Below are 25182 nucleotides of genomic sequence, written 5' to 3'. Positions count from 1 at the left end.
AAGGAGTAAGCATGGGTGCCCTGGAAGGACGGGTCGCGGTGATCACCGGTGCCGGTCGCGGTATCGGACGTGAGCACGCGCTGCTGTTCGCCCGCGTGGGTGCCGCGGTCGTCGTCAACGACCTGGGCGGCAGCAACAGCGGTGACGGTGTCGATGTAGGCCCGGCGCAGGAAGTGGCGAACGAGATCGTCGCCGCGGGCGGCCGGGCGGTGGCCAACACCGATGACGTCGCCACCTGGGCGGGCGCAGAAGCTCTGGTCGGGCAAGCGATCTCGGAGTTCGGTGGCCTCGACGTGGTCGTCAACAACGCGGGTATTCTCCGCGACGGCTTCATCCCCAGCCTGTCCGAGTCGGACTGGGACGCCGTGGTCGCGGTGCACCTCAAGGGCCATTTCGCGGTCATCCACCACGCCTCGGCGTACTGGAAGGCCGAGTCCAAGGCAGGCCGTCGACCCAACGCCGCCATCATCAACACCGCCTCGGCCTCCGGCGTCACGGTGCCCAACGCGGGCCAGGCCAACTACGGTTCCGCCAAGGCCGCGATCGCGGCGCTGACCCTGGTCGCTGCCGACGAGCTCGAGCGCTACGGCGTGCGGGCCAACGCGATCGCCCCGATCGCCCGCACCCGCCTGACCCTGGCCACCCCGGGAATGGGCGCGCTGATGGCGGCCGAGGCGGCCGACGCCGAAGCCGAGGGCAGCTTCGACGCTTTCAGCCCGGCCAACATCTCACCGCTGGTCGCCTACCTGGCAGGCGAGAAGTGCCCGATCACCGGCAAGGTGTTCGCGGTGCAGGGCGGCGCGATCAGCGAACTCGCCGGCTGGCACGACGTCAAGACCATCGAGACCGACGAGGCGTGGTCGATCGACGACATCGCCGCCCGACTGCCCTGAACCACGAATCCTGGAGTGAACAACGATGTTCGAATGGTCCGAGACCGACGAGATGATCCGCGAATCCGTGCGCGCGTTCATCGACAAGGAAGTTCGTCCCCACATCGACGAACTCGAACACGGCGAGCTGCCGCCGTACGACATCATGCGCACACTGTTCAGCCAGTTCGGGCTCGATGTGATGGCCGGTGAGGCTGTCGACAAGATGCTGGCGAAAGAACAGGCCAGGGCCGACCGGATCGCGGCGGGTGAGCCCGCGCCGGAGAAGCCGGACAAGAAAGCCGCGTCGAACCCGCTTGCGGCGCAGGGCAGTATGGCCGCGGTACTCGTGAGCGAACTGACCGGCGTCACCCTGGGTAGCGTCGCGGCGGTCGGTGTCAGCCTCGGCCTCGGTGCGGCGACCATCGCCGCACGCGGCACGCTCGCGCAGAAGCAGCGGTGGCTCAAAGACATCGTCACCCTGAAGAAGGTGGCGGCGTGGGCGATCACCGAGCCGGACTCCGGTTCCGACGCGTTCGGCGGCATGAAGACCTACGTCCGCCGTGATGGTGAGGACTACATCCTCAACGGGCAGAAGACCTTCATCACCAACGGCCCCTTCGCCGACACCGTGGTCGTCTACGCCAAGCTCGACGAAGGCGACGGGGGCGACAAACGCGACCGCAAGGTGCTCACCTTCGTGCTGGACAAGGGCATGGAGGGGTTCACTCAGGGCAAACCGTTCAAGAAGATGGGCATGCATTCCTCGCCCACCGGTGAGTTGTTCTTCGACAATGTGCGGCTGGGCAAGGACCGCCTGCTCGGGGAGACCGAGGATCACCAGGGCGGTGACGGCCGGGAAAGCGCGCGGGCGAGTTTCATCGTCGAACGGGTCGGCTGCGCGATCTTGTCGATGGGCATCATCAACGAATGCCACCGGCTGTGCATCGAATACGCCAAGTCGCGCAAGCTGTGGGGGCAGGAGATCGGCCGCTTCCAGCTGGTCCAGTTGAAGCTGGCCGAAATGGAGATCGCGCGTCTGAACGTCGAGAACATGGTGTTCCGGGCGTTGGAGAGCTCGGCGGCGGGCAAGATGCCGACGCTGGCACAGGCCTCGGCGATGAAGCTGTATTCCACCAGGGCCGCCACCGATGTCGCGATGGAAGCGGTGCAGTTGTTCGGCGGCAACGGTTATATGGCCGAGTACCGGGTCGAGCAGCTGGCCCGCGACGCGAAGTCGCTGATGATCTACGCGGGCAGCAACGAGATCCAGGTGACCCACGTCGCCAAGGGTTTGCTCGGGCAGTGATCGGTGCACGCGCTGACCGCCCGCACCGGGCGGTCAGCCGGTCGGCCGATTGATCAGCTGGAACCGCTGGGCAGCCCCGCCGAGCCGCTGCCCAGCTGGGGGTCACCGGTGACCTCGACGACGAGGGTCTTGGTGGAGGAGCCCTGGGTGGCCACGATCGTGTACGTGCCCTTGGCCGACGGGCGCCAGGTGCCGCGGATCGCGCTGCGCTGCCGGTCCGGGTAGTCGAGGCGCTCGGGTGAGGTGAGCTCGCTGCCGTTGATCGTGACGGTGGCGGGCAGTGCGTAGTCGGCGCCGAACATCCGGGCCATGACCGTGCAGTTGGCACCCACATAGTCGCAGGCGACGGGCATTTCGCTGTTGCCCCAGGCGTAGATGGTGATGTCCTCCACCTCCGCCGAGGCCGCGGGGGCCAGGGTGGCCGGGAGGATCAGTGCGCCCGCCGCGAGGGCGGTCAGTCCTGCGATTCGCATGGGTTCGGTGGTCCTTCGCATCGGTGTAGTCGGTCCCGGTGTTCGATCGGTACCGCGTGAAGCGGAAGAGTTCCACAATTCTCCCAGGGCCGGTACCCCGAAAACCCACGGCTTGACCCTGGCTTCGCGCCGATCGCCGGATCCGGTGCCCCGCGCCGAAATCCTGTTGCGAATCATGTGTGACGGGACTTTACGGTGTCCGCTCGGTCCGCTCGCGGCGCGGCCCGCCGCGTGCCCGTACTCTGTTGAGTGCCTGCGTATTTGGCGGTCAAAAGCCCGTAGAATGGAGCCCGATGGACCACTCGGACCGTTTCCCTCGTCCTGTTCCAGTGACGGTGCCGAAGCTACTGGTCGGTTTAGGGGCGGTACTGGTTGTCGCCGCGGCGATCGCATCCTTCACCTTCACCTCGACTCTCGCGGCGGTGGCGGGGGTTCCGGAACACCTGACGTGGTTGTGGCCGCTCGTCGTCGGTCTGACGGTCGCGCTGGTCGCCTGCACTTTCATCACGCTGGTCGGCATCCGTGACGAGAAGGCCACGTCCCTCGTCCGGTTCTACGAGTTGCTGCTCCTCGTCACCGTGGCGGCCAGCATCTGCGGCAACGTCGTGTCCATCTCGCGCGATCCGATCCAGATGGGGACCCTCGCGACCGCGATCGTGGTCTCGGTTCCCCCGATCTGTCTGATGGTCTGCGTCGGAAACTGCCTGCTGCTCACGGCGGTCGTCCCCGTGCGCATCGTGGCCGCCATCCCGCAGGACGACTGGCGGCTCAGGGTCCTCGGCATACCGAGTACACCGGCGCCGTCCAAGGACCAGGAGGCCGCCCAGCAGGAAAGCGCCTCCTGGTGGGACCAGCACCGCAACGAGGCACGGACCCCACCCGCGACCCCGAAAACCCGCACCTAGGCAGACCGACCGCGGTGCGCTGTTCGGCTGAGTAGGGTCGGCGGAAAGTGACCAGGACCGGAAGGTGGCCAGTAGTGGGGATCGATCAGCGAGCCGTGGTGCGGATGAATGCGCTGGAAATCGCGGAATTTCTCGACAGCACGAGGGTGCTCACGCTGGCCACCCTCGACCGGTCCGGAAAACCACACCTCACCGCCATGTGGTTCGGCCACATCGACGGTGTCGTCTACTTCGAGACCAAGTCGAAATCGCAGAAGGCGGTGAACCTGCGCCGCGACCCGACCATCGCCTGCATGGCCGAAGCGGGCGACACCTACGACCAGCTGCGTGGCGTGTCGATCGAGGGCACCGCCCACCTGATCGAGGACACGCAGGACGAGGAGTACTGGCGGGCCGCCGTCGACATCTACGAACGCTACGTCGGCCCGTACAGCCCCGAGGTCCATCCGTTCGTCGAGCAGATGATGAACAAGCGCATCGTGATCCGGGTCGACCAGACCAGGGTCAGGTCCTGGGACCACCGCAAGCTCGGCCTGCCCGCGATGCCGCTGTCGGGTCGTACCGCCGAGGCCTGAGCTCATGTAGTTGCAGTTTCTGAAAAATTGCAGTTTGTGTTAACTTGGCGGCATGTCTTCCGAGCCGGCCAAGCAGCCCCCGATCGGTCTGCGTGAACAGAAGAAGCAGCGGACCCTGATCGAACTGTGCCTTGCCGCACGGCGATTGGCGGTCGAGCACGGGCTGGACGCGACCAATGTCGACGACATCGCCAAGGCGGTCGGCGTCTCGCCGCGCACCTTCTTCAACTACTACGACACCAAGCTCGACGCGGTGGTCGGCCCGATCGGCGACATCGGCACACCCGAAGCGCGGCAGGAGTTCGTCGCCGGCGGTCCGACCGGGGTGCTCATCGAGGACCTCACCTGGCTGCACGCCGCCGGATTCCAGCCCGAAGATGAAGTGCGCGAAGGTATCTCGCTGGTCACCGAGCTGATCACCGCCGAGCCGAGAGTGCTCGCCGCCTTCATCGCCTCCGGCGCCCGTTTGGAAGCCGCCACCGCCGAACTCCTCTCGGCGCGGCTCGGTGCCGAGGTCGAGCCCGAATTCGCCTCGCTCACCGCGGGAATCATGACGACCATCACCACGCGGGCGGCGATGTCGCTGGCCGCCGATCCGAACGGGTCGCTCGCCGCAGCGCTGCACGAGCACTGCGCCATGGCCGCCCGGCTGTTCGACCGGCCGGGCGACACGACAAGGGAGACGCACCGATGACCACGACGGCCGACTCGCCGCCGACCCCGATCGTCCTCACGCAGAAGCGGATCTGGTTGATCTTCTCCGCGCTGATCGCTGGCATGTTCCTGGCCAGCCTCGACCAGATGATCGTCGGCACCGCGATGCCGACCATCGTCGGCGAACTCGGTGGGGTCTCCCACATGGCCTGGACCGCCACCTCGTATCTGCTCGCCACCACCATCGTGATGCCGATCTACGGAAAACTCGGCGACATGTTCGGCAGGCGCTGGCTGTTCCTGTTCGCGATCACCGTCTTCACCGCGGCCTCCGTCGGTGCCGCCGCGTCGACGGGATTCTGGGAGTTCATCGCCTTCCGCGGCCTGCAGGGTGTCGGTGGCGGCGGTCTGATGATCCTGGCGCAGGCCATCATCGCCGACGTGGTGCCCGCCAAGGACCGCGGCAAGTACATGGCGCCGATGGGCGCTGTCTTCGGCATCACCTCGGTCGCCGGGCCGCTGCTCGGCGGTCTGTTCGCCGACCACCTCGACTGGCGCTGGTGCTTCTGGATCAATGTGCCGATCGGCATCGCCGCGCTGTTCATCGCCTTCCGCTACCTGAGCATCCCCAGCCATCGACCCAAGTTCCGGCCCGACTACCTGGGCATCGTGCTCATGTCGGCCGCGACCACCCTGTTGATCCTGATCACCGACTGGGGCGGCAAGCAGTACGAGTGGGGTTCGACGGTGATGCTGTCGATGATCGCGGCGTTCGTCGTCGTGGTCGCGGCGTTCGTCTTCGTCGAGTCGCGTGCCGAGGAGCCGATGCTGCCGCTGTGGCTGTTCCGCAATCGCACCTTCGTGCTCACCTCGGTGATCGGATTCCTGGTCGGCCTGGTGATGTTCGCGGCGATCGGTTTCATCCCCACCTACCTGCAGATGGCCAGCGGTACTTCTGCCTCGGTATCGGGTCTGCTGCTGATCCCGATGATGATCGGCATGATGCTCACGCTCATCACCTCGATGAACGTGATCACCAAGACCGGTCGCTACCGGGTGTATCCGCCCATCGGTGCCGCCCTCATCGCCATCGACATGCTGTGGTTGACCCGGCTGGACGCGAACACCTCGATGTGGGTGGTCTCGGCCATGCTGTTCGTCATGGGCGCGGGCCTCGGCCTGATCATGCAGATCATCGTGCTCGTGGTGCAGAACGCGGTGGCCCCCGACCAGATCGGCACGGCGACCAGTGCCAACAACTACTTCCGTGAGATGGGTGGCGCGCTCGGCATCGCGATCTTCGGTTCCATCTTCACCGGCCGGTTGACCGAGAATCTCACCGGCGCGTTCCAGGCGAACTGGCAGGAAGCGGCGGCGGCGAACATCGACCCGAGCGCGCTGATCCCCTCGGTGGTCAAGAACCTGCCGGACAAGCTGCACGACGCGATCGTCGGCGCCTACGTCGACGCGCTGGTCCCCGGCTTCTGGTACCTGATCCCCGGTGCGATCCTCGCGTTCGCGCTCGCGTTGTTCATCCCGCACCTGACGCTGTCCGACGAGGCAGGCATGGTCGCGCGCGGCGAAGCCGTGATGGCCGAGGAGGAGCCGGACCTGGTCAAGGAGGGCTGAGCGTCCGGGCCGCGCCTCAGTCGTCGATGTGCAGTTCGGCGCCGAGCGCGGTGAAGGCGGTGGGAGTCAGGCCGAACATGGCCCGGAACGTGTCACTGAGGTGTGAGGGTGAGGCGAAGCCGGCGTCGGTTGCGGCCCGGGTCAGGTCGTGGCCCTCGGTGAACGCTTTCGCCACTCGCAGCATTCGCGCCCATTGGACATAGCGGCGAAAACTCGTGCCGGTCTGCTCGGCGAAGGTACGCAGGAAGTACGAGGTGGAAAGGCCTGCGGCCAGGGCCTTTTCGGCCGCGCGTTGCTGCCGGGTCGGATCGGCGCGGATCTGCGCGGCCACGGCGGCGATGCGTGGATCGCCGATCGTCGGGACCGGGACGCTGGCCAGATCGAGTACTCGATCGATATCCGGGTCGGGGGAGTTGCCCAGGTCGATCAGGGCGGCTTCGTTGCGCTGATCGGCGCTGAAACCACCGATGTCGCGCGACATCCCGCCGAGACAACGGGTCATCCGGGACGAGGTCGGGTCGAAGAAACAGAACAGTCTTCGTCCGTCCGTGTCGAGAATGTGGTGGGTTACCCGGGCGCGGAACAGGAAGCTGCGCGCGGTGACATCCGGAACGCCCGCCGCGCGGACCCGGAACGGCCCGTCCAAACCGACACCGAGACTCGCCACGGCGGTGGAATGCGGCCCCAGCGCCATACCGGGACCGATATAGACCGCGTGTCCGAGACGCAGCCACAGCCGTGCCGGTGCGGTGGCGGCCGCCGGCTCGGTAGCGCACGTTTCTGGAAGTGCGGGCAACGCCATGCACGCGACCATACATCCACCGATCGTGACCACCGTGCGAGATGTGGAGCAAAGATGACGACAACCTTCGAACTGAACGAGGTCGGCGTCGACGGCGCGCGCCTGGCCTATGCCGATGTGGGACAGGGCGATCCGCTGGTTCTGCTGCACGGCTGGCCGGAGAGCCACGCCGCGTGGCGGCACCAGATCGGGCCGCTGTCCCGATCGCGCCGGGTGATCGTCCCCGACTGGCAAGGCTGGGGTGCTTCGACTCGTGACCTGCGGTTGAGCTGCGACTACGACACCGAGGTCGACCGGATCGCGCGACTGTTCGACGCACTCGGCCTCGACCGCGTCGATCTGGCCTGCCACGACTACGGCGGTTTCCTCGGACTCGGGTTCGTGCAGCGATACCCCGAGCGGGTCCAGCGTTTCGCGATCCTCAATTCCCGGGCTCACCGGACCTTCACGACGCCGTACTACCAACTGTTCGGGCTGTTCTCCGCCGCGGCGCGACGCCCGCTGCTTCGCCCGCTCCTCACGGCACGAACGATCGGACTCGTGCACCGCCTGGGATTGGCACAGTTCGTCCGCAACGGCTCGTTCGACACCCACCGCCTGTCCGGCTACCTCGATTTCCTCAACACCCGCGAAGGACGCCGCTGGTACGCCCACTTCTGGGCCGGCTACAGCGTCCGGGTGCGCCCCGAACTCGCGGCGGGACTCGGCGCCATCCGCTGCCCCACATCGGTGATCTGGGGCGATAAGGACCCGGCGATCCCGTTTCGCTATGCCGAGGACCTGGCCGCACACATCCCGCACGCGACTCTCGTCCGGATCGACGGCGGGCATTTCATCATGGAACAGCGTCCCGCCGAGGTCACCGAGGCATTGCGGGCATGGTTGCGTCGCCCCGTCGAAAGCCATGGGGGAGCGGAGGATCGCGCGACTCCCGTCACCTAGTGGATAGGCGCCGGGGTGGATCGGTGTCGGACGGGCAGCCGCAGGACTCGCCGCGATGGAGGGTGACCGGCATCGGCGCCCACGTCGCCGGGTCCGGCTCGGCCGGATCGAGAACATCGCCGATCGCGCGGGCGGCGATGACGTCGATCGGCTGCATCACCGAGGTGAGGGTGATCTGCCCGAACTGCTGGGCCACGCCACCGTCGAAGCCGACGATGCGGAGGTCGCCGGGAACACGCAGGCCCGCATCGGTGACAGCACGCATCGCGGCCGCGGCCTGGCCGTTCGTGCCGACAACCAGAGCTTGCGGTCTGTGCACCGCCCGCAGGTGTGCACCGACTGCCCGATAGGCCCCCTCCGGGGTGAGATCTGTGCGGATCACGGTGCCCCCGTCGACGATCGAGGCGAAGCCCTCGTACCGCTCGGCGACGGTTTCCCGGTCGCCGTATTCCACGTCGGTGGCGGTGAAGCCGCCGACGAAGGCGATGTCACGACAACCGTGGACCTCGGTGAGATGTGTGGTGGCGAGGCTGCCCGCGGCGACATGATCGGCACGGACGAGAGGCGTCGGGGTGTCGACGGTTCCCCTGCGGTTGTGCACCCAGGCGACGGGTACGCGAGCGCGGCGGCAGACCTTGCCGATCTCGGGGGTGTTGACCGCGCCGACCACGATCAGGCCGTCGATGCCGACATCGGTGAACGCCGCCGTGAACTCCAGTTCCAGGTCGGGGTCGTAGCCGGTGTTGCCGATCATCGTCAGGTGATCGCGAGCGCGCGCCTCGATTTCGAGCCGCCCGGCCAGCGCGGCATACAGCGGCAACGTGAGGTCGGGGACGAGCAGGCCGAGTTGGCGCCACTTGCGTGGTCGGCGTAGCGCCCTGGCGTTGCGGTCGGGGCGGTAGCGCAGTTCGTCGGCGGCTGCGAGAACCTTGGCACGTAACGCGTCGGACACCGGGCGGGGACCGTCGTTGAGGACGTAGCTCACCGCGGCGGTCGAGACGCCTGCGAGTGTCGCGACATCGGCGAGGGTTGGCCGTTTGGTCGTCACATTCGCTCCAGTATCGCGGGCCGCGCCCGAGTTCGTCCTGGTTTCACTCATCCCGATTTCTACCCTGTCCAGCGCCGTATTTCTTCCTACGCTAATCGATTAGATACGTTACCGGCGCGACCCTCCGCCGCAACAAACGACAGGTGAAGTAGACGACATGTCCTACGTACGACTCAGCGGAGTCACCCATCACGAACCCGGCAACGCCCACGACAGCTACATCCTGTTCACCGGAGCCGACTCGATCACCCGCCTCATCGATCTCGCAGGCACCGTCGTGCGGGAGTGGCCGTTCGCCGGGGTCCCTCCCCGCATCATCGACCCGGCACTCAACGCGGGCCGGCTCGGTGACATCGGCGTCCAGCTCAGCGAGAGCGGTGACGCCCGCGGCGGCATCTACGCCAACGGCACGGTCGGGCAACTCACTTGGACCGGTGAGACCGTGTGGGAATGGGGCACGCAGGCCCCCGGCGGCGCGGCACGCCAGAACCACGATTGGGAACTGCTGCCCAACGGCAAGCGCCTGCTCCTGGTGACCGTGCCACGGGTGGTCCCCGACCTCGGTGCGATGACCGTAGGCGACCAGGGACTTTTCGAAGTCGACCCCCGGGGCGCCATCGTCTGGCAGTGGCTCGCCGGTGACCACCTGCACGAGTTCGGCTTCAGCGAACACGGCTGGGAAGCCCTGCGCGCCACCGCGTCCCGTGACCCCGAAGACCCGTGGGGCTACCTGGAGATGAACAGCGCGAAGACGCTGGGCCCCAACGCCTGGCACGCCGATGACCCCGACACGGTGTTCCAGCCCGACAACATTCTCGTGAGTTTCCGCAAGGCCAATATCGTCGCGCTGATCGACAAGGCCTCCGGCTCGATCGCCTGGAAGCTCGGCCCGTACTTCGACGCTGTTCCGGGCGCCCAGCATCAGCGCATCAACGTCCACAAGGTGCCGCGCCCGCTCGATCAGATCTCGGGCCAGCACAACCCACACATGATCGCGCCGGGCCTGCCCGGCGCGGGCAACATCCTGGTCTTCGACAACCAGGGTGGCGCGGGTTATCCGCCCGCTCCGCTCGGCATCTACGCGGGTTCCCGGGTACTCGAGATCGATCCGGCGACCGAGCAGATCGTCTGGCAGTACACCGCCGAGGACTCCCAGCGCCCGTCGTGGACGTTCTTCAGCTCCTTCGTGAGCAACGCGCAGCGACTACCCAACGGCAACACCCTCATCACCGAGGGCATGCGCGGCCGAATCTTCCAGGCGACCTCGGACGGTGCGGTGGTCTGGGAATACCACAGTCCCTACGAGGGCTACGGCGTCGCCGGTGAGCCCGAGGTCCGCGAACCCCGCGTCCCCGGGGTCGACCGCCTCACCCTGACCCCCCTGGTCTACCGGGCACAGGCGGTTCCCTTCGACTGGGTGCCCGAACCCACGTCGGCCCACAGCTGAAGGAAGGACGACGAGATGACGATCAGCGTGGGAACCGCGACGGCACCGGATCCGCCCGCGACCTCCGGATCCCGGCCACGACGCGGGCCCAGGCCCGGCCCGCCGACGTGGATCGTGCGTTCGAAGGCACTGGTTTGGACGGTCGCCGGGCTGGGACTGGCAGCATCGGCGTGGACGCTGGTCGCGGCGAGCGGGCAGTTCCCCGCGGAGCTGTTCCCCGCGCTGCCCGAGATCTGGCGAGCCGGGTACGGCATGTGGGTCGACGGCCTGCTGGCCGAGGACATCGTCGCCAGTTCCCGCCGTGCCGCAACAGGATTCGTCCTCGGTGCGGTCGCGGGTATCGCCGCCGCCGTGCTGACGGCGAACACCGCGACCGGGCGACGACTGCTCCAGCCGGTGCTGCGGTTGCTCGCTCCCGTCCCGACCATCGGCCTCGTTCCGCTGGCCATCCTGTGGTTCGGGCTCGGCGAGGACAGCAAAGCGCTGGTCATCGCGCTCGGTGTCTTCGTGCCGGTCTGGATCAACAGCCACACCGGCCTGTCGGGCACGCCACACGACTACCTGCAGGCCGCCCGCTGCCTCGGCGCGGGCAGGCGCCAGACCCTGTTGAGGATCGTGTTGCCCGAGGCGGCTCCCGACATCGTCTCCGGGCTGCGTGTCGGTGCGGCGATGTCGTTCGTCCTCATCGTCGTCGCCGAAATGACCGGCACCACCGCGGGAATCGGCTACCGGATCTATCAGTCGCAGATGTTCTCCCAGGCCGACCGGGTGATCGCCTGCCTGATCGTGCTCGGCATCATCGGCGCCGCCTGCGATCTGGCGATCGCCTCGGTCACGGCGCCCCTGACGAAGTGGTCGGAAAAGGAGCGCTGACATGGCAATTCGTATCCAAGACCTGGTCGTGCACTATCCCGGGCAACCGGCACCGACACTCGGCGGGATCACCATGTCGATCCCCGACGGCTCGTTCACCGTGCTGGTCGGCGCCTCCGGCAGCGGCAAGTCGACACTGTTGCACTGCCTGGCCGGTCTCATCACCCCCACCTCCGGGCAGGTGACCGACAACGACGTTCCCGTGCTGGCCCCTGATCCGCGCCGTGGCATGGCCTTTCAGCGTGATGTGCTGTTTCCGTGGATGTCGGTGGCCGACAACGTCGAGTTCACCCTGCGCGCCCGCGGTGTCCGGGCGCGCGAACGCCCGCGGCGGGTCGCCGAACTCCTGGAGGTGGTCGAGCTACCCGATGGCACCGGCGCACGCCGGCCCAGCGAACTGTCCGGCGGCATGCGGCAGCGGGTGAGCATCGCCCGGATGCTCGCCGGTGAGCCGACGGTGATGCTGATGGACGAACCTTTCGCGGCACTCGACGCGCTGACCCGGCTGCGAATGCAGGACCTGCTCATCGACCTGTGGACCAGATACCACCGCACCGTCGTCTTCGTCACCCACGACATCGACGAAGCGATCCGGCTGTCCGACACCGTCGGTGTGCTTCGCGACGGTCTCATCGTCGACCGGATCGCCAACCCACTGACCCGGCCGCGTCCTTCCGACGCGCTGGCCGAGCAACCCGGCTACAGCAGGCTCCGAAAGCTCTTGCACCACGAGCTCGGCATCGACCACGCCATCGCCTGACCCCCCTTCGAGCTAGGACACACCATCGTGCAGATCTCTCCTCGCCGCATCGTCGCCGCGGCGCTCACCGTTCTCGCCTTCGCGACCGTGACCGCGTGCGCGGACGCGGACAGCGACGATCCCACCAAGCTGACCGTCGGATTCGTCGTCGACCCGTCCTGGGCGCAGATACCCGTCGCCGACCGGGTCGGGCTGTTCGACAAGCACAATGTGACAGTCGAAGTCGTCAATTTCCCGTCCGGAGTGGAAGCGCTGCAGGCGGTCGCCGCCGGACAGGTCGACATCGCCACGGCCGCCGACGTGCCGACCTCCGCTGTGCTCACCCGCTCGCCGTCGCTGCGGATCGTCGGCGACGGTTCACGCTGGGAAGGTTCGCGCATCATCGCCCGCCGCAGCGCGGGCATCGACGACGTGGCGGATCTGGCGGGCAAGTCCATCGGAACGCCGTTGGGCACAAGTGCCGCGTACTTCGCCGCGAATACGCTGTCGCACAACAACATCACGGCGAACCTCGTGCAGGTCGCGCCGTCGGCGACGGTCACGGCGGCGAGCGGGCACGACGTGGACGCGGTGTCGATCTTCCAGCCGTATCAGGCCCAGGTGGTGGCCGCGCTCGGCGCCGACGCCGTCGAGCTGACGGGTGGTAGTTATCACCAGCACAGCCTCTACCTCGCGACTCAGGAAGCCGTCGCCCGCAAGGCCGGGGCCATGACCGCGTTCTTCGCGGCGCTGTCGGAGGCGGGCGAGCAGCTGAAAGCACTCGCCGAGCCCGCCGTCGAGGCCGTCTCGGCCGCCACTCAGCTGCGACCCGACCTCCTGCGCGGTGTGCTCCCGCAATTCGATTTCACACTGCAACTGCCGCCGACCCTTCCGGGCAAGCTCACGGAGCTGGGACGGTGGGCCGAGAGTCAAGGCAAGATCCCGGCGGGCACCCCGCTGCCGGATTACGCGACCGTGATCGACAGCCGCTTCCTTCCGGAGAGCTGATCGAGCGATCGCACAGTCTTCCGTACTTTCAGGTACGGAAGACTATTCGACATAGTATGGTCGACCCGATCGCAGTCAGCGGGTGGATGCTCACGTCAGGAGGCCCGGTGTGGCCGAATCCGTCGAAGGTCAGGTCGAATACCTTCACGCCGGGGCAACGGTGAAGTGCCCCAGCGCGTTTCGCTACTGGGAGGTGCGCGACACACCGCGCGTGCGGCGCGTCGAACGTGTCTTCACGGCCGTGACCAGGCAGCGGCTGTTCCCGACCGACGAGCAGGCGATCGCCCTGTGCGAAGACCTGTTCGCCGGTGACCCGGTGGCCGAGCGGTTCGTCGCGGAGGTGATGCACGGTGAGATGGGACCGAAAGCCGGGCGCCGGATGCTGGAGCAGGCCATGCGCGAGGGCATCGACGCGGTCCCGGAGGCACCGGAATCGATGCGTGAACTGTTCGCCGAGTTCGAGACGGTGCCCGACTGGGTGGTGCCCGACCTCGTCGAGCAGGGTGCCGCGATCTGGCGGCGCTGGGGCACCATGCTGTTCGGTTTCGCCGGGGCCGAGACACTCGAGATGTACACCGAGGCGGCGGTCGCCACGCCGCTGTCGCTGGCCGGTGGGTACGCGGGCGACAGCGCGCTGCGCCGGTTCCTCGAGACCTGCCGGTTCTGGATGGACGTCTCCGAGCGCGGCGCGCTGCTCACCGCCGGTTCGGCGGGCCGGGCCACCGCGCTGAAGGTGCGGGTCATGCACGTGTCGGTGCGTGCGAAGGTCGCCGGTCATCCCGAGTGGGACATCGAACGGTGGGGGCTGCCGATCAGCCAGACCTACCAGATGCTGACCCTGCTGGCGGGCAGCGTGACACCCGGGCTCGGTCTGTGGGCGCTCGGCTACCAGACGACACCGTCGGAAATCCGTGCGCTGCTGCACTTCCAGAAGTACATGGGCCACCTGCTCGGGGTCCGGCTGCGCTGGTACCCCGACACGGTTCTCGACGCACTGCGCGTGCTGGCGATGACCATCGCGTCGCGGTCCTACGACGCCGGACAGCACGGGACGGAACTGATCGAGTCGTATCCGGCGGCGTTCGCACCCCGCGACGGTCATCGCGGCCTGACCCGGCTACGCGAGATGTACAACTTCCGGATCAATTCGGTGTACGCCGCGATGTACATGGCCCCCGGTACGCGTCGGCACTACACCATGCCACCGGCGTTCCCGTGGATCCTCGTCCCGATCCTGCGCTTCCCGCTGATCACCGTGACGGAACTCGTGCGCCGGTTCTGCCCGCCGTTCGCGCGGGCACACGAGAAACTCATGCTCGCCCACCGCGAGAACTGGTACCGGGCCCAGATGCAGGGGCGTGAAGCGGCCTTCGACGCCGGCGGGGCCCTGCGCCGATGAACGGACAGAAAGCGACCATGACTGCCACCGACATCGTCGAAGTATGGAACGGGCCCGGCCGCGGCGACGGCGAGCTGACACCGATCGAGCCGCACCACAACGCCTTTCATCCCGCCGCGAGCAGGCTCGCCTTCGAACACTGGTATTTCGACGCGCACCTCGACACCGGCCACGTGGTGATCGGCTTCCTGATCAAACGTCGCCCCGAGGACCTGCCGCTGGCGCGACCCTGGGTGGAGATGATCGTCTACGCGCCCGACGGCACCCGACGCCAGGTGTCGCGGCGGTATCCGCACTCGGCGGCCTCGTTCTCGCCGGACGCCTGCGATGTGCGTATCGGTGACAACACCGCCCGTACCGAATCGCGCGACGACGGTCTGCCCACCCACCATCTGCGGATGGCCGAGGACGGCTTGGTCTTCGACCTGCGGTTCCACAACGAGGTGCCCAGCTGGATGCCCGGCAAGGGCGAAACCCGTTTCGGCGGTAAGGATTCCTTCGGCTGGATGGTCGCCGCGCCCCGCGCGCGAGTGACCGGGACCATCGAGCTCGACGGCGTGCGGCACGAGGTCACCGGACGTGGCTACCACGACCACAACTGGGGCGTCGGTGACATGAAGAAGATCATCGAGCGCTGGCACTGGGGCCGGTTGTACGTCGAGGACTACTCGCTGCTTTTCGCCTCGGTGCTGACCCAGCAGCGCAAGGGCGGCCACGAGATCAACCCGTTGATGCTGGCCGACCACGCCGATATCGTGCTGTCCACCGGCGAGACAGTCCTCACCGAGGGCCCCGCCCGCTTCGACGCCATCGCGGGCCGCACCTACCCCGAATGGGTCGAACTGCGGGTGCCGGGGCGACTCGAACTGCGCCTGGACATCACCCGGGTCATCCACGCCCACGATCTGCTCGACGATCTGCCGGTCGTGCGTTCACGCCTGGTCAAGCCCCTCGTACACCGGCTCGTCGGGCACCCGGGCTACTTCCGGTTCGAGTCCACCTTCGAGCTGAGCGTGCACACCGGCAACGGCACCGCACAGCGTGACGGAACGACCCTGCACGAACTGGTCGCACTGACCTGAGCGCCGCCGCGGAAATGCGGGATCAGCACCGCGGCCCGGCACTGGTGATGAACCGGAAGAACTCCCGACGCTGATCCTCGGTCGGCACCGGCAGGTTCTGATTGCCGTGCACGAAACCGATGCCGGCGAAGCACATCAGCCCGGCCCGCATCTCCGACTGTTCGGGCGAGAACCCCAGCTCGATCAGGGCTTTGGACAGGGTGTGGAAGATCCGCTGATCCAGCGCCTTCACCGCATCGGCCACCTTGGCGTTGGTGCGTGCCCAGTCGCGGACCGCGAGCTCGATCTGCCAGACCCGCTCCTCGGTGAGCAACGCGCCCATGCGTTCCAGGCGTTGCTCGACGGGCAGGTCGTCGAGGTCGTGGAAGCCACGGGCGGCGTCGTTGTGATCGGCGCACCAGAACTGCGCTGTCGTCTCGAGCAGCTGGTCGATTCCGTCGAAGTGCCAGTAGAAGCTGCCCTTGGTGACCCCGAGTTCCTCGCAGACCTTGGCGATGGTGACGGCGCCGACGCCGTCGCGCAGCAACACCCGCAACGCCGCGCTCGTCCAGTCCTCGACACCGAGCCTGCGGGCCGTTCCCCGGGCCGCCGCTTTGCGTTTGGACACCGGCGCCGGCGGTCGGGAATTGCCGGGCTCGTCGGTCATGGCCGTCTCCTTTCGGCATCGCGGGCGGTCTACCGTTCGTTCCGCGGTCACCGGACAGTGTTTCACGGAGTCGGCCTGCCACGTGCCGATGGTGCGGGTGCGCTGAGCGGATTCAGCTGTCGAGCAGGTGCGGAAGTCCGGCGCGGAAGCGGTCGGCGTCGACGGCTTTGGCACCGGCGAAGACCGGCAGGTCGACGAGCGGGAAGCGGGTCGCCCGGCTGCCCGGATCGTCGGCCGCGTCGAGGACCGCATTGGCCGCGGCGCGGCCGGATTCGTTGGCCCCCTCCATCGTCGCCAGGTCGATATGGCTGCGGATGTGGTCGCCGCCGAAATAGAGGTTCGGAATCGCGCAGTGCGCGTCGGGCCGGTTGTCGTAGGACCCGACCGTATTGACCAAGAGCGGGGTCTCGTTGTGGATGCCGTTCCCGGACCAGGTGATGCCGGGATCGAGGTGCCAGGAGTGGATGTCCTCGTCGCGCAACCAGCCGGTGCCGGTGTTGAGCCAGGTCGTGAGCTGCGCCCACACCTCCGCCGCGATCTCCTCGGCACCACACTCCTTGGCGGTGCGCCCGTAGAGGATCCCGGGGGTGTCCCAGTCGGAGATGTCGACCGACAGGCATTCCACGACGGAGCCGTCGCCGTAGGTTGCGGCGAAATCTCCCACCCACATCGGTGCCTGGCGCAGCGCGGTGATCGCCCACGGTGACCCGAGTGCGGCGATGTGGCCCTCGGGGATGTCGGTGGGGCGGCGCAAGAAGTACTGGATGCCGACCATCCAGTCCGTGACCAGCTCGCGCATCCCGGCCAAGCGTGGGTCGGCGTCGAGGATGGCCGGGCTCAACAGGTCGACGACCCGGTCGACGGGAACGGCGCAGATGTAGTGATCCGCGGTCACCGTGGTCGCGGCACCGCCACCGGCCACCGTGGCCGACTCGACCCGGCCGCCGGCCAGCCGCAACGAGGTCACGGCCTGGCCGAGGACGAACCGGACTCCGAGGGAACGCAGATACGCCACCCACGGATCGATCCACGCGGCGTTGGTCGGCCGGTTGAGGATGCGGTCCACCCCGCCGGAGAACTCCGGAACGAGCCCCGTGCCTGCCAGGACGAGTGCCTCGCCGATGGTGCCGATCGTGCGCGCCGAACTGGTCTGCGGTTTGGCGGCCACGGTGATCCGGGTCAGCGCGCTGACCAGGTACTTGCGATAGGCGGCCGACTTGCCCTCGGCCCGCATGATCTGTTCCCAGGTGACGTACTCCCACTGCCCGAAGCGACGTTCCGTGCTCGAGGTGAACCACATGGCCATCTGTTTGGCGAAGAAGGCCAGTTCGTGGGCGGGCAGGTCGGGGATGAACCGCAGCGAACCGATGATGCTGTTCTGGATCACCTGCGGGGTCAGCTGGGTGAGGCCGCCCGGTTCGACAGGAAGGAAGATCGGCGCGGTGTTCTCGAAACCGGCGACCGTGCCCTCGACCCGCACGAGATTGTCGAGCACGCCGTTCGGGTTGCCCGGGAACGGGATTCGGCTCATCGTGTCGGGGACATTGCGGTAACAGCCGGGAAAGAAGCGGAAGCCGTGCTCGCCGGGCAGATCCTGTCTGCCCGGGCCCGCCGTGCCGGGAACGCCGAGGCTGCGGGCTTTGCCGCCGAGATGAGCGGGTTCGTAGACGGTCACGTCGTAGCCGCGTTCGGCCAGTTCGTGCGCCGCGCTCAGGCCCGCCATCCCGCCACCGAAGATCGCGACGGTTCTGCCCGTCGTTCGCAGCAGCGGCGAGCGTGGGCCGGGGGCGGCGCCCACCGTGGGTGCCGGGACGGCCAGCGCGGCACCGACGGCCAGCCCGGCTCGCAGGGCTGTGCGGCGGGTGCAGGTGAACGGGCTATCGGACATGCTGAGCTCCGGGTGTCGCAGAGGTGAGCAGGGTGGGCGTCGGCACCCGAGGGGGAGTGCCGCGCAACGTGGTTCGCGTCAGCTGTCGTTCGGCGACCGCGTCGCGGATCTCGCGCGCCATGTCGGCGAGGACGGCGGGCACTTGATCGCGTTGATGGCGCAGCGCGTCCCAGCCGAGCCGCAACGCGCGAGCCGGGGTGTAGAGATCTGCGGGTTTGCGCGTGCGCGAGAAGATGCCGGTGGTGATCTCGGCCAGCTCGGAATCCATCTCGGCGCGGCGGTAGAGCTCGATCTCCAAGGGCCGCATGGCCTCGCCGCGGGCGAGCCGGTTGGTCCAGTGGAAGATGTCGCGGCACTCCACCACCCGCGTGCGTTCCCACTGTGCCAGTGCCGCATCGAGAACGGGCGGGTCGTCGAGGACATCGGTGACGGCTTCGGCCAGCCGCCGGCCGTAGTGCAGTGCGTCGCGGATCCCCTGCGCGGTGACGGGATCCTTGAAATGGCCCGCGTCGCCGGGCAGCGCCCAGCCGGGGCCCGCGGAACGGCGGAAGTACGAGGCGATGCCGACGGCCGACCGGACGCGCCCGACTCGTTCGCAACCGCGTAGCCGGTCGACCAGCCCCGGAATCCGTTGAACCGCTGAGGAATAGCGGTGCTCGGCCACGCCCGGGCCGAGCCTGCCCTCGGCGCGTGGCGGTTGTACCAGGCTCAGTACGAGACCGTCGTCACAGGGGAACGCGGTGCCAAGATCCGCCCCGACACGCCACTGCGCGGCGATGTGGCGTGCGGCATCGGGTGAGTCACGCCAATAGGCGAAATAGCAGTCACGGCCGCTGGGCACCGTCAGGAACGGCTCCTCCGCGCCGACCGCGCGGGCGACGGTGCTGCGCCGCCCGTCCGCACCGACTACCAGCGCCGCCCTGATCTCGGTGACGGCACCCGCGCTGTCGCTGTATCGCACACCGGCACAGCGATTTCCGTCGAATACCACTGACTCCACCCGGCATCTCGGCCGCACGTCGGCGCCCGCCGCGATCACCGCCCGCACGAGCACCCCGTCGAGTCCGGTCCGCCGCACACACATCGCGTAGTCGATGCCGTCCACCGGCTGGAACGCCGACCCGATACCGAATCCCGCGCCTTCGGCGTAGGCCTGGGTCAACTGGGGCGCGCCGAGCGCGGCCACCTCGGGAAGGACACCGAGTCGCTGGAGTTCGGCCATGCCCGCGGGCCAGAGCAGATGCGTGGACAACGTATCCGAGGGCAGGGGAGCGGAATCCAAGACGATCACTCGGCGACCGGCCGCGGCCAAGGTCAGCGCTGTCGCGGAACCGGCGCAGCGCGCACCGACCACGACGACATCGGCGGACTCGATGCTGGGGACGGGGGAAGGGGTCATGTGAGCCGCCTCGGTCATCGAGTCTCGGACAGTGTGTCCGATAAAATGATGAGCTGCGTCACACCCCGAGTCAATACCGCACGGCCACAACATGTTTGCCGGAGGTGTACCGCTCCCGGCATCGACATACGCGGCGCGGCAGGCACAATGAGGGCATGCCTCCAGCACACGAGCGCGGCGCCGAGCGGGATCCAGGGCGCCGATGCCCTCGCTGACGCGCGTCCCGCGATCGGCCCGCAAATCCTCCGACGACCGGCGGGTGGAGTTCGAGCGCCGGGTACTGCGCGCGGTGGAGGACCTGCTCGCCGACGGCACGCCGTACACCGAGCTCGCCGTGCAGCGGATCGCGGCCGCGTCCGGCGCCGCCCGGTCGACCTTCTACCGCTACTTTCCGGACAAGAGCAGCCTGCTGGTCCGGATGGCCGAACTGGCCACCGCCGACCTCTTCGCGGCCGCCGAAACGTGGTGGCGCGCAGAGCACACCGACGAGCAGGCCGGTGTCGTCGCGGCGATCGCCGCGATGATCAGCGGCTTCCGTGCACACCGCTACCTGCTGTTGGCGCTCAGCGAGGTGTCTGCCTACGACCGCGCGGTGGCGCGCTACTGGCGGACGCGGGTTGCCGGCTTCGCCGAACTGGTGTGTACCCGCCTCGACACCGAGCGCGCGGCAGGCCGCGTAGCGTCCCGACTCGACCCACAGTCGACCGCCCTGGTTCTCACCTCGATGGTCGAACGGACACTCACGGTCGCTTTCGCTTCGGAAACGGGCATCACCGACGAGGAACTGGCCGCATCACTCGGCCGCGCCATCTGGCTCGTCGTCTACGGCGACGCACAGACAACCGCCTGACCCCGGGCGTGATCCGCTGCCGAACGCCTACTGCGTTGTCACATTCCTCGGGTCCGAACGTCGGCACGCGGTCAGGCGGCGCAGGTCAGGCCGGTCAGCACCGCGTTCAGTTCGGCGAGTGTTGTCACGGAATGGAAATCGCCGCCGGACAGTCTGCCGATCTCGCGCAGCGAGTCCGGATCGGTGGGCACCGGGACCAGGCTGCGGCCGTTCGCCTCGGGAACCTCGATCGTTCCACCGCTGGTTCCGAGCGAAACAGCCGAGATCCCGGCGTACTGCCGTCTCGCTTCGCGGGCGGCGGTGAAGGCGCCGCGGGAATCGTCGAGATCGGCGGGCACGGTCTGTTTGCCGTCGGAGAGCAGGACGATCCGGCGCGGACCTTCGAGCGACGCGACCGCCTGCAGCGCACCGAGCGCGGCGAGCGCGGTGAAGATCGCTTCACCGGTGGCGGTGCGTTCGGCCAGCCGAACGGCATCGATCGCGCGTTTGAACGGGGTGCGGTCGGTCGATGGGCTCACCTGCACCGATGCGGTTCCGGCGAAGGTGATCAGCCCGAGTTGCGTGCGCGGCGGCAGCCGGTCGGCGTACTCCTTCGCCGCGGTCGTCGCGACGGCGAGCCGGGTAGGCGCCACATCGCTGGCCTCCATCGACAGCGAGGTGTCGAGCACGAACATCACCACCGCGTCGCAGACCGCGAGCCCGAGTTTCGGTTGTGCGTGACCGGAGATCGTGTTCGCGCAGGCGGAAGTGAGACCGACTACCGCAGCCAACAGACAGGCCGTTACCGACAGCTTCGAATGCGCTTGGCGCACAGGGCCAAGCTACCAGCGGACGTCGTAGCCGAACGATTGCTATCCCCCGAACAGCAGGTACAGCCCGGTGAAGGTGAAGGCGACCATCGTCAGCATCAAGGCCAGCTGGCCGGTCAACCGGTGACGAGGCGGGAGAAGGACCAGACAGCGGTCGTGTGCGGCGGCGACGCCGAGGACATGGCCGGTCAGCACCGCGAGCACCTTGCAGGTGGCGAGCACGCCCGGATGGCTCGACAGCACGTAGGCCACGTCTCGATCGGCCAGGCCCGCGAGGTTCCAGCCGCGGTCGAGTGGATCGGCGAACAGCAGCACCGTCGCCTGCCCCTTCTCGACGAGAAACGTGAGGTAGTGGGCGATCAGGTACCCCGCGACGATCGGGGTGAGGCTGAGCGTCAGTCGTCGGGGGAGCAGCGCGCGATCGGCGGGGGCGACACCGCCGGTGGCGCGCGCGGCGAGGGAGAACAGTCCGCCCACGACCCCGATGAAAACCAGTAGTCCGGCCGTGCGCACCAGCGTCGCATCGACGACGGGAGTCAGGTCGTCGACCAGTTCGCGCCACCACGGGAACGTGGAGAAGCTGTCGAAGGCAGTGGATCCGAGCAAGGTCGCGGCGACCGCTACCGATCCGGCGAGCCCGGGGGTCCCCGCGAGATTGTTCAACGGCATTCGCAGGACCGGCTGTCCCGCGCGGTCGCGGCCGAACGGACTCAGGTGCGCCAGCAGGGTGCTGTACACCTCGAGCGGGTCGGCGCGTTCTGCCCACACGGTGCCGAACAGGGCGAGGCCGATCGAGGTGACGACCAGATAGCCGATCAGCCAGGTCAGTACCGAGCTCACCGAACCCGGTGTGCGCCAGGCCAATTCCAGCCACACGAAGGAGAACAGGCCGACAGCGGCGGGAAGGTGACCCCATTCCTCGCGATAGCGGAGAATTCCGTGCTCCGGCGCGCGCCGCAACAGCAGACAGCCGAATCGATGGATCGCCCGGACCGGGGAGACGACCTTCCACACCGGCCCGATCAGCAGAGACGCCACCATCACCCCGACCCAGACGCCGATATAGAGCACTCCCGGCACCGGATTCAGGGCCGGATCGGGGGAACCGAGTATCGCGATGACGATCACGCAGGCAGTGGCCACCACACTCACCGTGGCGACGACCCACCGCGTTGTTGGAGCGTCGATCAGTCGGCGCACCGGCGTGGGCAGCGGCCATCCCGGCGACTGCGGGTCGAGTCGCGGCTGACGCCAGGCCACGAACAGCAGCGCGAACGAGAAGGTCAGCGCCCATGCCGCACCGACCAATGCGTAGGCGAGCGGAATCGGCAGGTCCTCGGCGCCGTTGAGGCCGTGAGCGAGGGGACTCACCGCCGGACCAGCAGCGTCGTCACCGTCCGTCCGAGCCGGTGGAGTTCGATGTCCACCTGGCCCGGAACCGCCACGGTGAAATCGAACTCCTGGCCCGCGGCCGCGGCGACGGGGAAGGTGTGTGCGGGAGCGGAATGGACATGCAGTTCGTCGGTGGCATCACTGTCGACCCGCAACACGATGCGTTGCCCCACCTCGGCTTCGGTGCGCGTATTGACCGGAGACACTTCACCGTCGGCTATCCGGATGTCGATGGTGCGTGCTGTCGCCACCGGCTCGACGGTCGGCTCGCCCGACGAGCAGCTCATCAGCAGTGGACCCGCGCAGACCGTCACAAGACCTAGCAGGAGTCGACGAGTGCTCACGGATTCTCCTCACTGCGGTCGGTCCGCGCGGATTCGCTTTCGGCGCCCTCGTTTTCGCGCCTCTCCGCGCGCCGATCGCGCATCGCGATGAACAACACCAGCCCGACCAACGCGACTGCGGGCAGGAAGGCCGGAATCGCCAGCAGCAGGGAGTGGTCGGCGAGAATGTCGACGTTCTCCTCGCGAATCACGTGCCGACCGTTGCCTTCTGATCCGGTGTGCTGCCCGCCGCCAGATAGCGGTCGTTGACACGAGCCGCGCCCCACGCCATCGCCGCGATCAAGGCCAGGCTGCACGCCAGCACCACCAGGCCGGCAAGGCCGATCAACCAGGACGGATGATCGAAGGACCGCTCGCGCTGCAGCACCGAGATCTCCTCGACGAACGGCCGCGTGAAGCTCGCGGGCGCGGCCACCTCCGCGGCGCCGATGCCGGGATCGAGCGGCATGAACAGGGGCAGCGCGGATTGCATACGCCCGTCCTGCAGGCGCAGCACCGTTTTCCAGGTGCCGTGCACGGGCACCGGGCGGGTGGAGACGAAGTGGTCGTCGGCGACGCGACGCAGTTTGTCCACGACCAGGCCGTGGCCGGGACTGTCGTCGCCGGTACCGCCCTGCCAGGCCAGGATCTCCACCCATTCCGGGTCGGCGCCGATCAGATCGGTGGGGGAGAGCCGGATGTCGGCGGTGACCATCCGCCCGCCCCGCACGGGCTCGGCGTCGGTGAGCACGACCGTCGCCGACGCGTGCTCCGGCACGCGGATGATCAGCCCGTTCGTGGTCGCCGCGGCAGCGATCACCACTGCGCCGACCACCAGTCCACGCCGCACGGCAGGCCTGGGCAGCGGCTTGCCGCGTAGGACGGTGCCGAGCATCGCGCCGATCACACCGCCCGCCACACCGACCGGCACCGCCATCGCCAGCAGTTCGGGCCACATCCCGGCGACCCACGGATTGACGAACATCCGCTCGATCCACAACGATTCCAGCCAGATGCCCACCGTCGCCACCCCGAGCCCGGCCAGCGCGCCCCACCAGAGCGGTCGGCGGATCAACGGCAGGAGAGCCAGCAGTTCCACCACGACCGCGGCACCGAGGTAGAGCGGAAACACATTGCGCGGCGCCTCGAATCCGGTGCCGACCAGGACCGCCACGACCCAGCGCACACCGAAGGCGAAGGCCACGAGCAGCAACGTGCTGAGCGGGCCGAGCGTGAGGCGCGCCGAGATCAGGGCGATCGTCGCGGCGAAGACGATGAGCATCGGTTGCAGCACCAGCCGGAACTGCTGCACACCGAAGTCGAATTCGACGCCGAACACCGACAACCCGATCACCAGGCCGCCGAAAGCGAACGCCTGAATCGCCCACAACACCCGGCCGTCGATGCGCGCGGGGTCGGGCCGGTTGTATCGGCCTTCGAGTTCGAGCAGCAGCACGCCGATCAGCGACAGACCCGCACCACCGATGAGCATCAGGTGGGTGGGCCCCCAGAGCGTGACGTCCTGACCGAACAGCCGATGCCAGATGTCGTCGAGCGGAAAACCGATCAGCGCGTACAAACCGGCACCGGCGATCAGGATGCCGCCCACAGGGGCGTACCAGTCGCGGGTGATCTTCACCGCGGCCCGGCCCGGCTTCTCGTCGAGCGGCAGGATGACGGCAAGCATGCCCGCCATGAAGAGGAAGAACAGGCCGACCAGGATGAAGTAGTGGGCCGGGTTGGCCAGCGGTCCGGCGTCGCGACCCTTGCCGACGTGCAGGCTCACATCCCAGATGAAGCCGAGAAACGCCGTGAGGATGGTCGCGAGGAACATCGCGATCGGGAGCGCCACCCAGCCCGGCCGGTTCATGATGCGACCGCTGAAGTCGGCCAGCCGTTGCAGCCAGGTGATGCGCCGGGTCCGGTGCAGGTAGGCCACCCACAGCAGTACCGCGCCGATCACCGCGGCCGCACCGGTCATGAGCGCGACCTGATCGAGGGCGGCACCACCGCCTTCGGTGCCCTGCGCGACCGGCATCGTCGACGGAGCGGATATCGCTGTGGACACGGCAGTCCTCCGATGTGTCGAAGCGCCCGGTCGATGGGGTAACGAACAGT

General features: G+C 67.9%; 25 protein-coding genes. 14 read left to right on the top strand and 11 right to left on the bottom strand.

Features of this window, described 5'->3' with window-relative positions:
- Positions 1-11: 11 nt before the first annotated feature.
- Positions 12-893: an SDR family oxidoreductase gene (locus AB0I19_RS05305; RefSeq protein WP_357144734.1), complete on the top strand. Its 882-nt coding sequence runs from the start codon at positions 12-14 to the stop codon at positions 891-893.
- A gap of 25 nt (positions 894-918) precedes the next feature.
- The gene (locus tag AB0I19_RS05300) at positions 919-2181 is read left to right on the top strand and encodes an acyl-CoA dehydrogenase family protein (protein WP_357144731.1); all 1263 of its coding nucleotides are present in this window, start codon (positions 919-921) and stop codon (positions 2179-2181) included.
- Between the two features lie 53 nt (positions 2182-2234).
- Here the strand turns inward: AB0I19_RS05300 and AB0I19_RS05295 are convergent, their stop codons facing one another.
- Positions 2235-2654: a hypothetical protein gene (locus AB0I19_RS05295; RefSeq protein ID WP_357144729.1), complete on the bottom strand. Its 420-nt coding sequence runs from the start codon at positions 2652-2654 to the stop codon at positions 2235-2237.
- Between the two features lie 329 nt (positions 2655-2983).
- Here AB0I19_RS05295 and AB0I19_RS05290 point away from each other — a divergent pair, with 329 nt between their 5' ends.
- From AB0I19_RS05290 to AB0I19_RS05275, 4 genes are all read left to right on the top strand, one after another.
- Positions 2984-3559, top strand: coding sequence for a DUF2637 domain-containing protein (locus AB0I19_RS05290; protein ID WP_357144726.1), 576 nt, complete (start codon positions 2984-2986; stop codon positions 3557-3559).
- Positions 3560-3633: 74 nt separating this feature from the next.
- A complete protein-coding gene (locus AB0I19_RS05285; RefSeq protein WP_067635347.1) occupies positions 3634-4134 on the top strand; it encodes a TIGR03618 family F420-dependent PPOX class oxidoreductase in 501 nt (166 codons plus the stop codon).
- A 52-nt stretch (positions 4135-4186) separates the two neighbouring features.
- Positions 4187-4828 (top strand): helix-turn-helix domain-containing protein, encoded by a 642-nt coding sequence (locus AB0I19_RS05280; RefSeq protein ID WP_357144723.1) that lies wholly within the window; start codon positions 4187-4189, stop codon positions 4826-4828.
- A complete protein-coding gene (locus AB0I19_RS05275; RefSeq protein ID WP_357144720.1) occupies positions 4825-6417 on the top strand; it encodes an MDR family MFS transporter in 1593 nt (530 codons plus the stop codon). The genes AB0I19_RS05280 and AB0I19_RS05275 overlap by 4 nt, the downstream gene beginning before the upstream one ends.
- Before the next feature lie 16 nt (positions 6418-6433).
- On the opposite strand, the gene AB0I19_RS05270 is transcribed toward AB0I19_RS05275, so the two are convergent.
- Complete coding sequence (locus tag AB0I19_RS05270) at positions 6434-7219, bottom strand: AraC family transcriptional regulator (RefSeq protein WP_357144717.1); 786 nt, start codon at positions 7217-7219, stop codon at positions 6434-6436.
- A gap of 54 nt (positions 7220-7273) precedes the next feature.
- Between AB0I19_RS05270 and AB0I19_RS05265 the strand changes: the two genes are divergently transcribed.
- Positions 7274-8161: an alpha/beta hydrolase gene (locus AB0I19_RS05265; protein WP_357144714.1), complete on the top strand. Its 888-nt coding sequence runs from the start codon at positions 7274-7276 to the stop codon at positions 8159-8161.
- Here AB0I19_RS05265 and AB0I19_RS05260 read toward each other — a convergent pair.
- A complete protein-coding gene (locus AB0I19_RS05260) occupies positions 8154-9260 on the bottom strand; it encodes a LacI family DNA-binding transcriptional regulator (protein ID WP_357144712.1) in 1107 nt (368 codons plus the stop codon). The two genes, AB0I19_RS05265 and AB0I19_RS05260, sit on opposite strands and share 8 nt — an antisense overlap.
- A 106-nt stretch (positions 9261-9366) precedes the next feature.
- Between AB0I19_RS05260 and AB0I19_RS05255 the strand changes: the two genes are divergently transcribed.
- The 6 genes from AB0I19_RS05255 to AB0I19_RS05230 all read left to right on the top strand — a co-directional run bounded on the left by AB0I19_RS05255 (position 9367) and on the right by AB0I19_RS05230 (position 15757).
- Complete coding sequence (locus AB0I19_RS05255) at positions 9367-10656, top strand: aryl-sulfate sulfotransferase (RefSeq protein WP_357144709.1); 1290 nt, start codon at positions 9367-9369, stop codon at positions 10654-10656.
- A gap of 15 nt (positions 10657-10671) precedes the next feature.
- Positions 10672-11529 carry an ABC transporter permease gene (locus tag AB0I19_RS05250; RefSeq protein WP_357144706.1) on the top strand — a complete coding sequence of 286 codons (858 nt, stop codon included), beginning with the start codon at positions 10672-10674 and terminating at the stop codon, positions 11527-11529.
- A gap of 1 nt (position 11530) precedes the next feature.
- Complete coding sequence (locus AB0I19_RS05245; RefSeq protein WP_357144703.1) at positions 11531-12289, top strand: ABC transporter ATP-binding protein; 759 nt, start codon at positions 11531-11533, stop codon at positions 12287-12289.
- A 27-nt stretch (positions 12290-12316) separates the two neighbouring features.
- Positions 12317-13276: an ABC transporter substrate-binding protein gene (locus tag AB0I19_RS05240; protein ID WP_357144700.1), complete on the top strand. Its 960-nt coding sequence runs from the start codon at positions 12317-12319 to the stop codon at positions 13274-13276.
- 109 nt (positions 13277-13385) lie between these two features.
- Entirely contained in the window at positions 13386-14675 is a 1290-nt protein-coding gene (locus tag AB0I19_RS05235) for an oxygenase MpaB family protein (protein WP_357144698.1), read from the top strand.
- Positions 14676-14692: 17 nt separating this feature from the next.
- Positions 14693-15757, top strand: a complete 1065-nt coding sequence (locus AB0I19_RS05230) for a lipocalin-like domain-containing protein (RefSeq protein WP_357144695.1) — start codon at positions 14693-14695, stop codon at positions 15755-15757.
- Positions 15758-15779: 22 nt separating this feature from the next.
- Here the strand turns inward: AB0I19_RS05230 and AB0I19_RS05225 are convergent, their stop codons facing one another.
- The 3 genes from AB0I19_RS05225 to AB0I19_RS05215 form a co-directional block, all read right to left on the bottom strand.
- On the bottom strand, positions 15780-16403 hold the full coding sequence (locus tag AB0I19_RS05225) for a TetR/AcrR family transcriptional regulator (RefSeq protein WP_357144694.1): 624 nt from the start codon (positions 16401-16403) through the stop codon (positions 15780-15782).
- Between the two features lie 112 nt (positions 16404-16515).
- Positions 16516-18291 (bottom strand): FAD-dependent oxidoreductase, encoded by a 1776-nt coding sequence (locus AB0I19_RS05220; protein WP_357144691.1) that lies wholly within the window; start codon positions 18289-18291, stop codon positions 16516-16518.
- Positions 18281-19690 (bottom strand): FAD-dependent monooxygenase, encoded by a 1410-nt coding sequence (locus AB0I19_RS05215; RefSeq protein WP_357144688.1) that lies wholly within the window; start codon positions 19688-19690, stop codon positions 18281-18283. The genes AB0I19_RS05220 and AB0I19_RS05215 overlap by 11 nt, the downstream gene beginning before the upstream one ends.
- Before the next feature lie 202 nt (positions 19691-19892).
- Here AB0I19_RS05215 and AB0I19_RS05210 point away from each other — a divergent pair, with 202 nt between their 5' ends.
- On the top strand, positions 19893-20540 hold the full coding sequence (locus AB0I19_RS05210; RefSeq protein ID WP_357144685.1) for a TetR/AcrR family transcriptional regulator: 648 nt from the start codon (positions 19893-19895) through the stop codon (positions 20538-20540).
- A gap of 71 nt (positions 20541-20611) precedes the next feature.
- Here AB0I19_RS05210 and AB0I19_RS05205 read toward each other — a convergent pair whose 3' ends face one another.
- The 5 genes from AB0I19_RS05205 to AB0I19_RS05185 are packed head-to-tail and all read right to left on the bottom strand — an operon-like array spanning position 20612 to position 25102.
- Positions 20612-21352 (bottom strand): VWA domain-containing protein, encoded by a 741-nt coding sequence (locus AB0I19_RS05205; RefSeq protein WP_357144682.1) that lies wholly within the window; start codon positions 21350-21352, stop codon positions 20612-20614.
- 39 nt (positions 21353-21391) lie between these two features.
- Positions 21392-22720, bottom strand: coding sequence for a hypothetical protein (locus AB0I19_RS05200; RefSeq protein ID WP_357144679.1), 1329 nt, complete (start codon positions 22718-22720; stop codon positions 21392-21394).
- Entirely contained in the window at positions 22717-23085 is a 369-nt protein-coding gene (locus AB0I19_RS05195; protein ID WP_357144677.1) for a hypothetical protein, read from the bottom strand. Before AB0I19_RS05195 ends, AB0I19_RS05200 begins: the two co-directional genes overlap by 4 nt.
- On the bottom strand, positions 23082-23273 hold the full coding sequence (locus tag AB0I19_RS05190; protein ID WP_357145137.1) for a hypothetical protein: 192 nt from the start codon (positions 23271-23273) through the stop codon (positions 23082-23084). Before AB0I19_RS05190 ends, AB0I19_RS05195 begins: the two co-directional genes overlap by 4 nt.
- Positions 23273-25102: a hypothetical protein gene (locus tag AB0I19_RS05185; protein WP_357145134.1), complete on the bottom strand. Its 1830-nt coding sequence runs from the start codon at positions 25100-25102 to the stop codon at positions 23273-23275. Before AB0I19_RS05185 ends, AB0I19_RS05190 begins: the two co-directional genes overlap by 1 nt.
- Positions 25103-25182: the final 80 nt, after the last annotated feature.

The sequence above is a fragment of the Nocardia sp. NPDC050413 genome (assembly GCF_040655475.1).
GTDB classification, from domain to species: Bacteria; Actinomycetota; Actinomycetes; order Mycobacteriales; family Mycobacteriaceae; genus Nocardia; species Nocardia coubleae.
The sequence above is the reverse complement of the archived record's forward strand: the minus strand, read 5'-3'. Positions and strand labels throughout refer to the sequence as shown.

What these genes read in the sequence shown, in the direction of transcription:
- AB0I19_RS05305 (WP_357144734.1), top strand. Translation starts at nt 12, where the DNA reads ATGGGTGCCCTGGAAGGACGGGTCGCGGTGATCACCGGTGCCGGTCGC.
- AB0I19_RS05300 (WP_357144731.1), top strand. Translation starts at nt 919, where the DNA reads ATGTTCGAATGGTCCGAGACCGACGAGATGATCCGCGAATCCGTGCGC.
- AB0I19_RS05295 (WP_357144729.1), bottom strand. Translation starts at nt 2,654, where the DNA reads ATGCGAATCGCAGGACTGACCGCCCTCGCGGCGGGCGCACTGATCCTC.
- AB0I19_RS05280 (WP_357144723.1), top strand. Translation starts at nt 4,187, where the DNA reads ATGTCTTCCGAGCCGGCCAAGCAGCCCCCGATCGGTCTGCGTGAACAG.
- AB0I19_RS05275 (WP_357144720.1), top strand. Translation starts at nt 4,825, where the DNA reads ATGACCACGACGGCCGACTCGCCGCCGACCCCGATCGTCCTCACGCAG.
- AB0I19_RS05270 (WP_357144717.1), bottom strand. Translation starts at nt 7,219, where the DNA reads ATGGCGTTGCCCGCACTTCCAGAAACGTGCGCTACCGAGCCGGCGGCC.
- AB0I19_RS05265 (WP_357144714.1), top strand. Translation starts at nt 7,274, where the DNA reads ATGACGACAACCTTCGAACTGAACGAGGTCGGCGTCGACGGCGCGCGC.
- AB0I19_RS05260 (WP_357144712.1), bottom strand. Translation starts at nt 9,260, where the DNA reads ATGAGTGAAACCAGGACGAACTCGGGCGCGGCCCGCGATACTGGAGCG.
- AB0I19_RS05255 (WP_357144709.1), top strand. Translation starts at nt 9,367, where the DNA reads ATGTCCTACGTACGACTCAGCGGAGTCACCCATCACGAACCCGGCAAC.
- AB0I19_RS05250 (WP_357144706.1), top strand. Translation starts at nt 10,672, where the DNA reads ATGACGATCAGCGTGGGAACCGCGACGGCACCGGATCCGCCCGCGACC.
- AB0I19_RS05245 (WP_357144703.1), top strand. Translation starts at nt 11,531, where the DNA reads ATGGCAATTCGTATCCAAGACCTGGTCGTGCACTATCCCGGGCAACCG.
- AB0I19_RS05230 (WP_357144695.1), top strand. Translation starts at nt 14,693, where the DNA reads ATGACTGCCACCGACATCGTCGAAGTATGGAACGGGCCCGGCCGCGGC.
- AB0I19_RS05225 (WP_357144694.1), bottom strand. Translation starts at nt 16,403, where the DNA reads ATGACCGACGAGCCCGGCAATTCCCGACCGCCGGCGCCGGTGTCCAAA.
- AB0I19_RS05220 (WP_357144691.1), bottom strand. Translation starts at nt 18,291, where the DNA reads ATGTCCGATAGCCCGTTCACCTGCACCCGCCGCACAGCCCTGCGAGCC.
- AB0I19_RS05215 (WP_357144688.1), bottom strand. Translation starts at nt 19,690, where the DNA reads ATGACCCCTTCCCCCGTCCCCAGCATCGAGTCCGCCGATGTCGTCGTG.
- AB0I19_RS05210 (WP_357144685.1), top strand. Translation starts at nt 19,893, where the DNA reads ATGCCCTCGCTGACGCGCGTCCCGCGATCGGCCCGCAAATCCTCCGAC.
- AB0I19_RS05185 (WP_357145134.1), bottom strand. Translation starts at nt 25,102, where the DNA reads ATGCCGGTCGCGCAGGGCACCGAAGGCGGTGGTGCCGCCCTCGATCAG.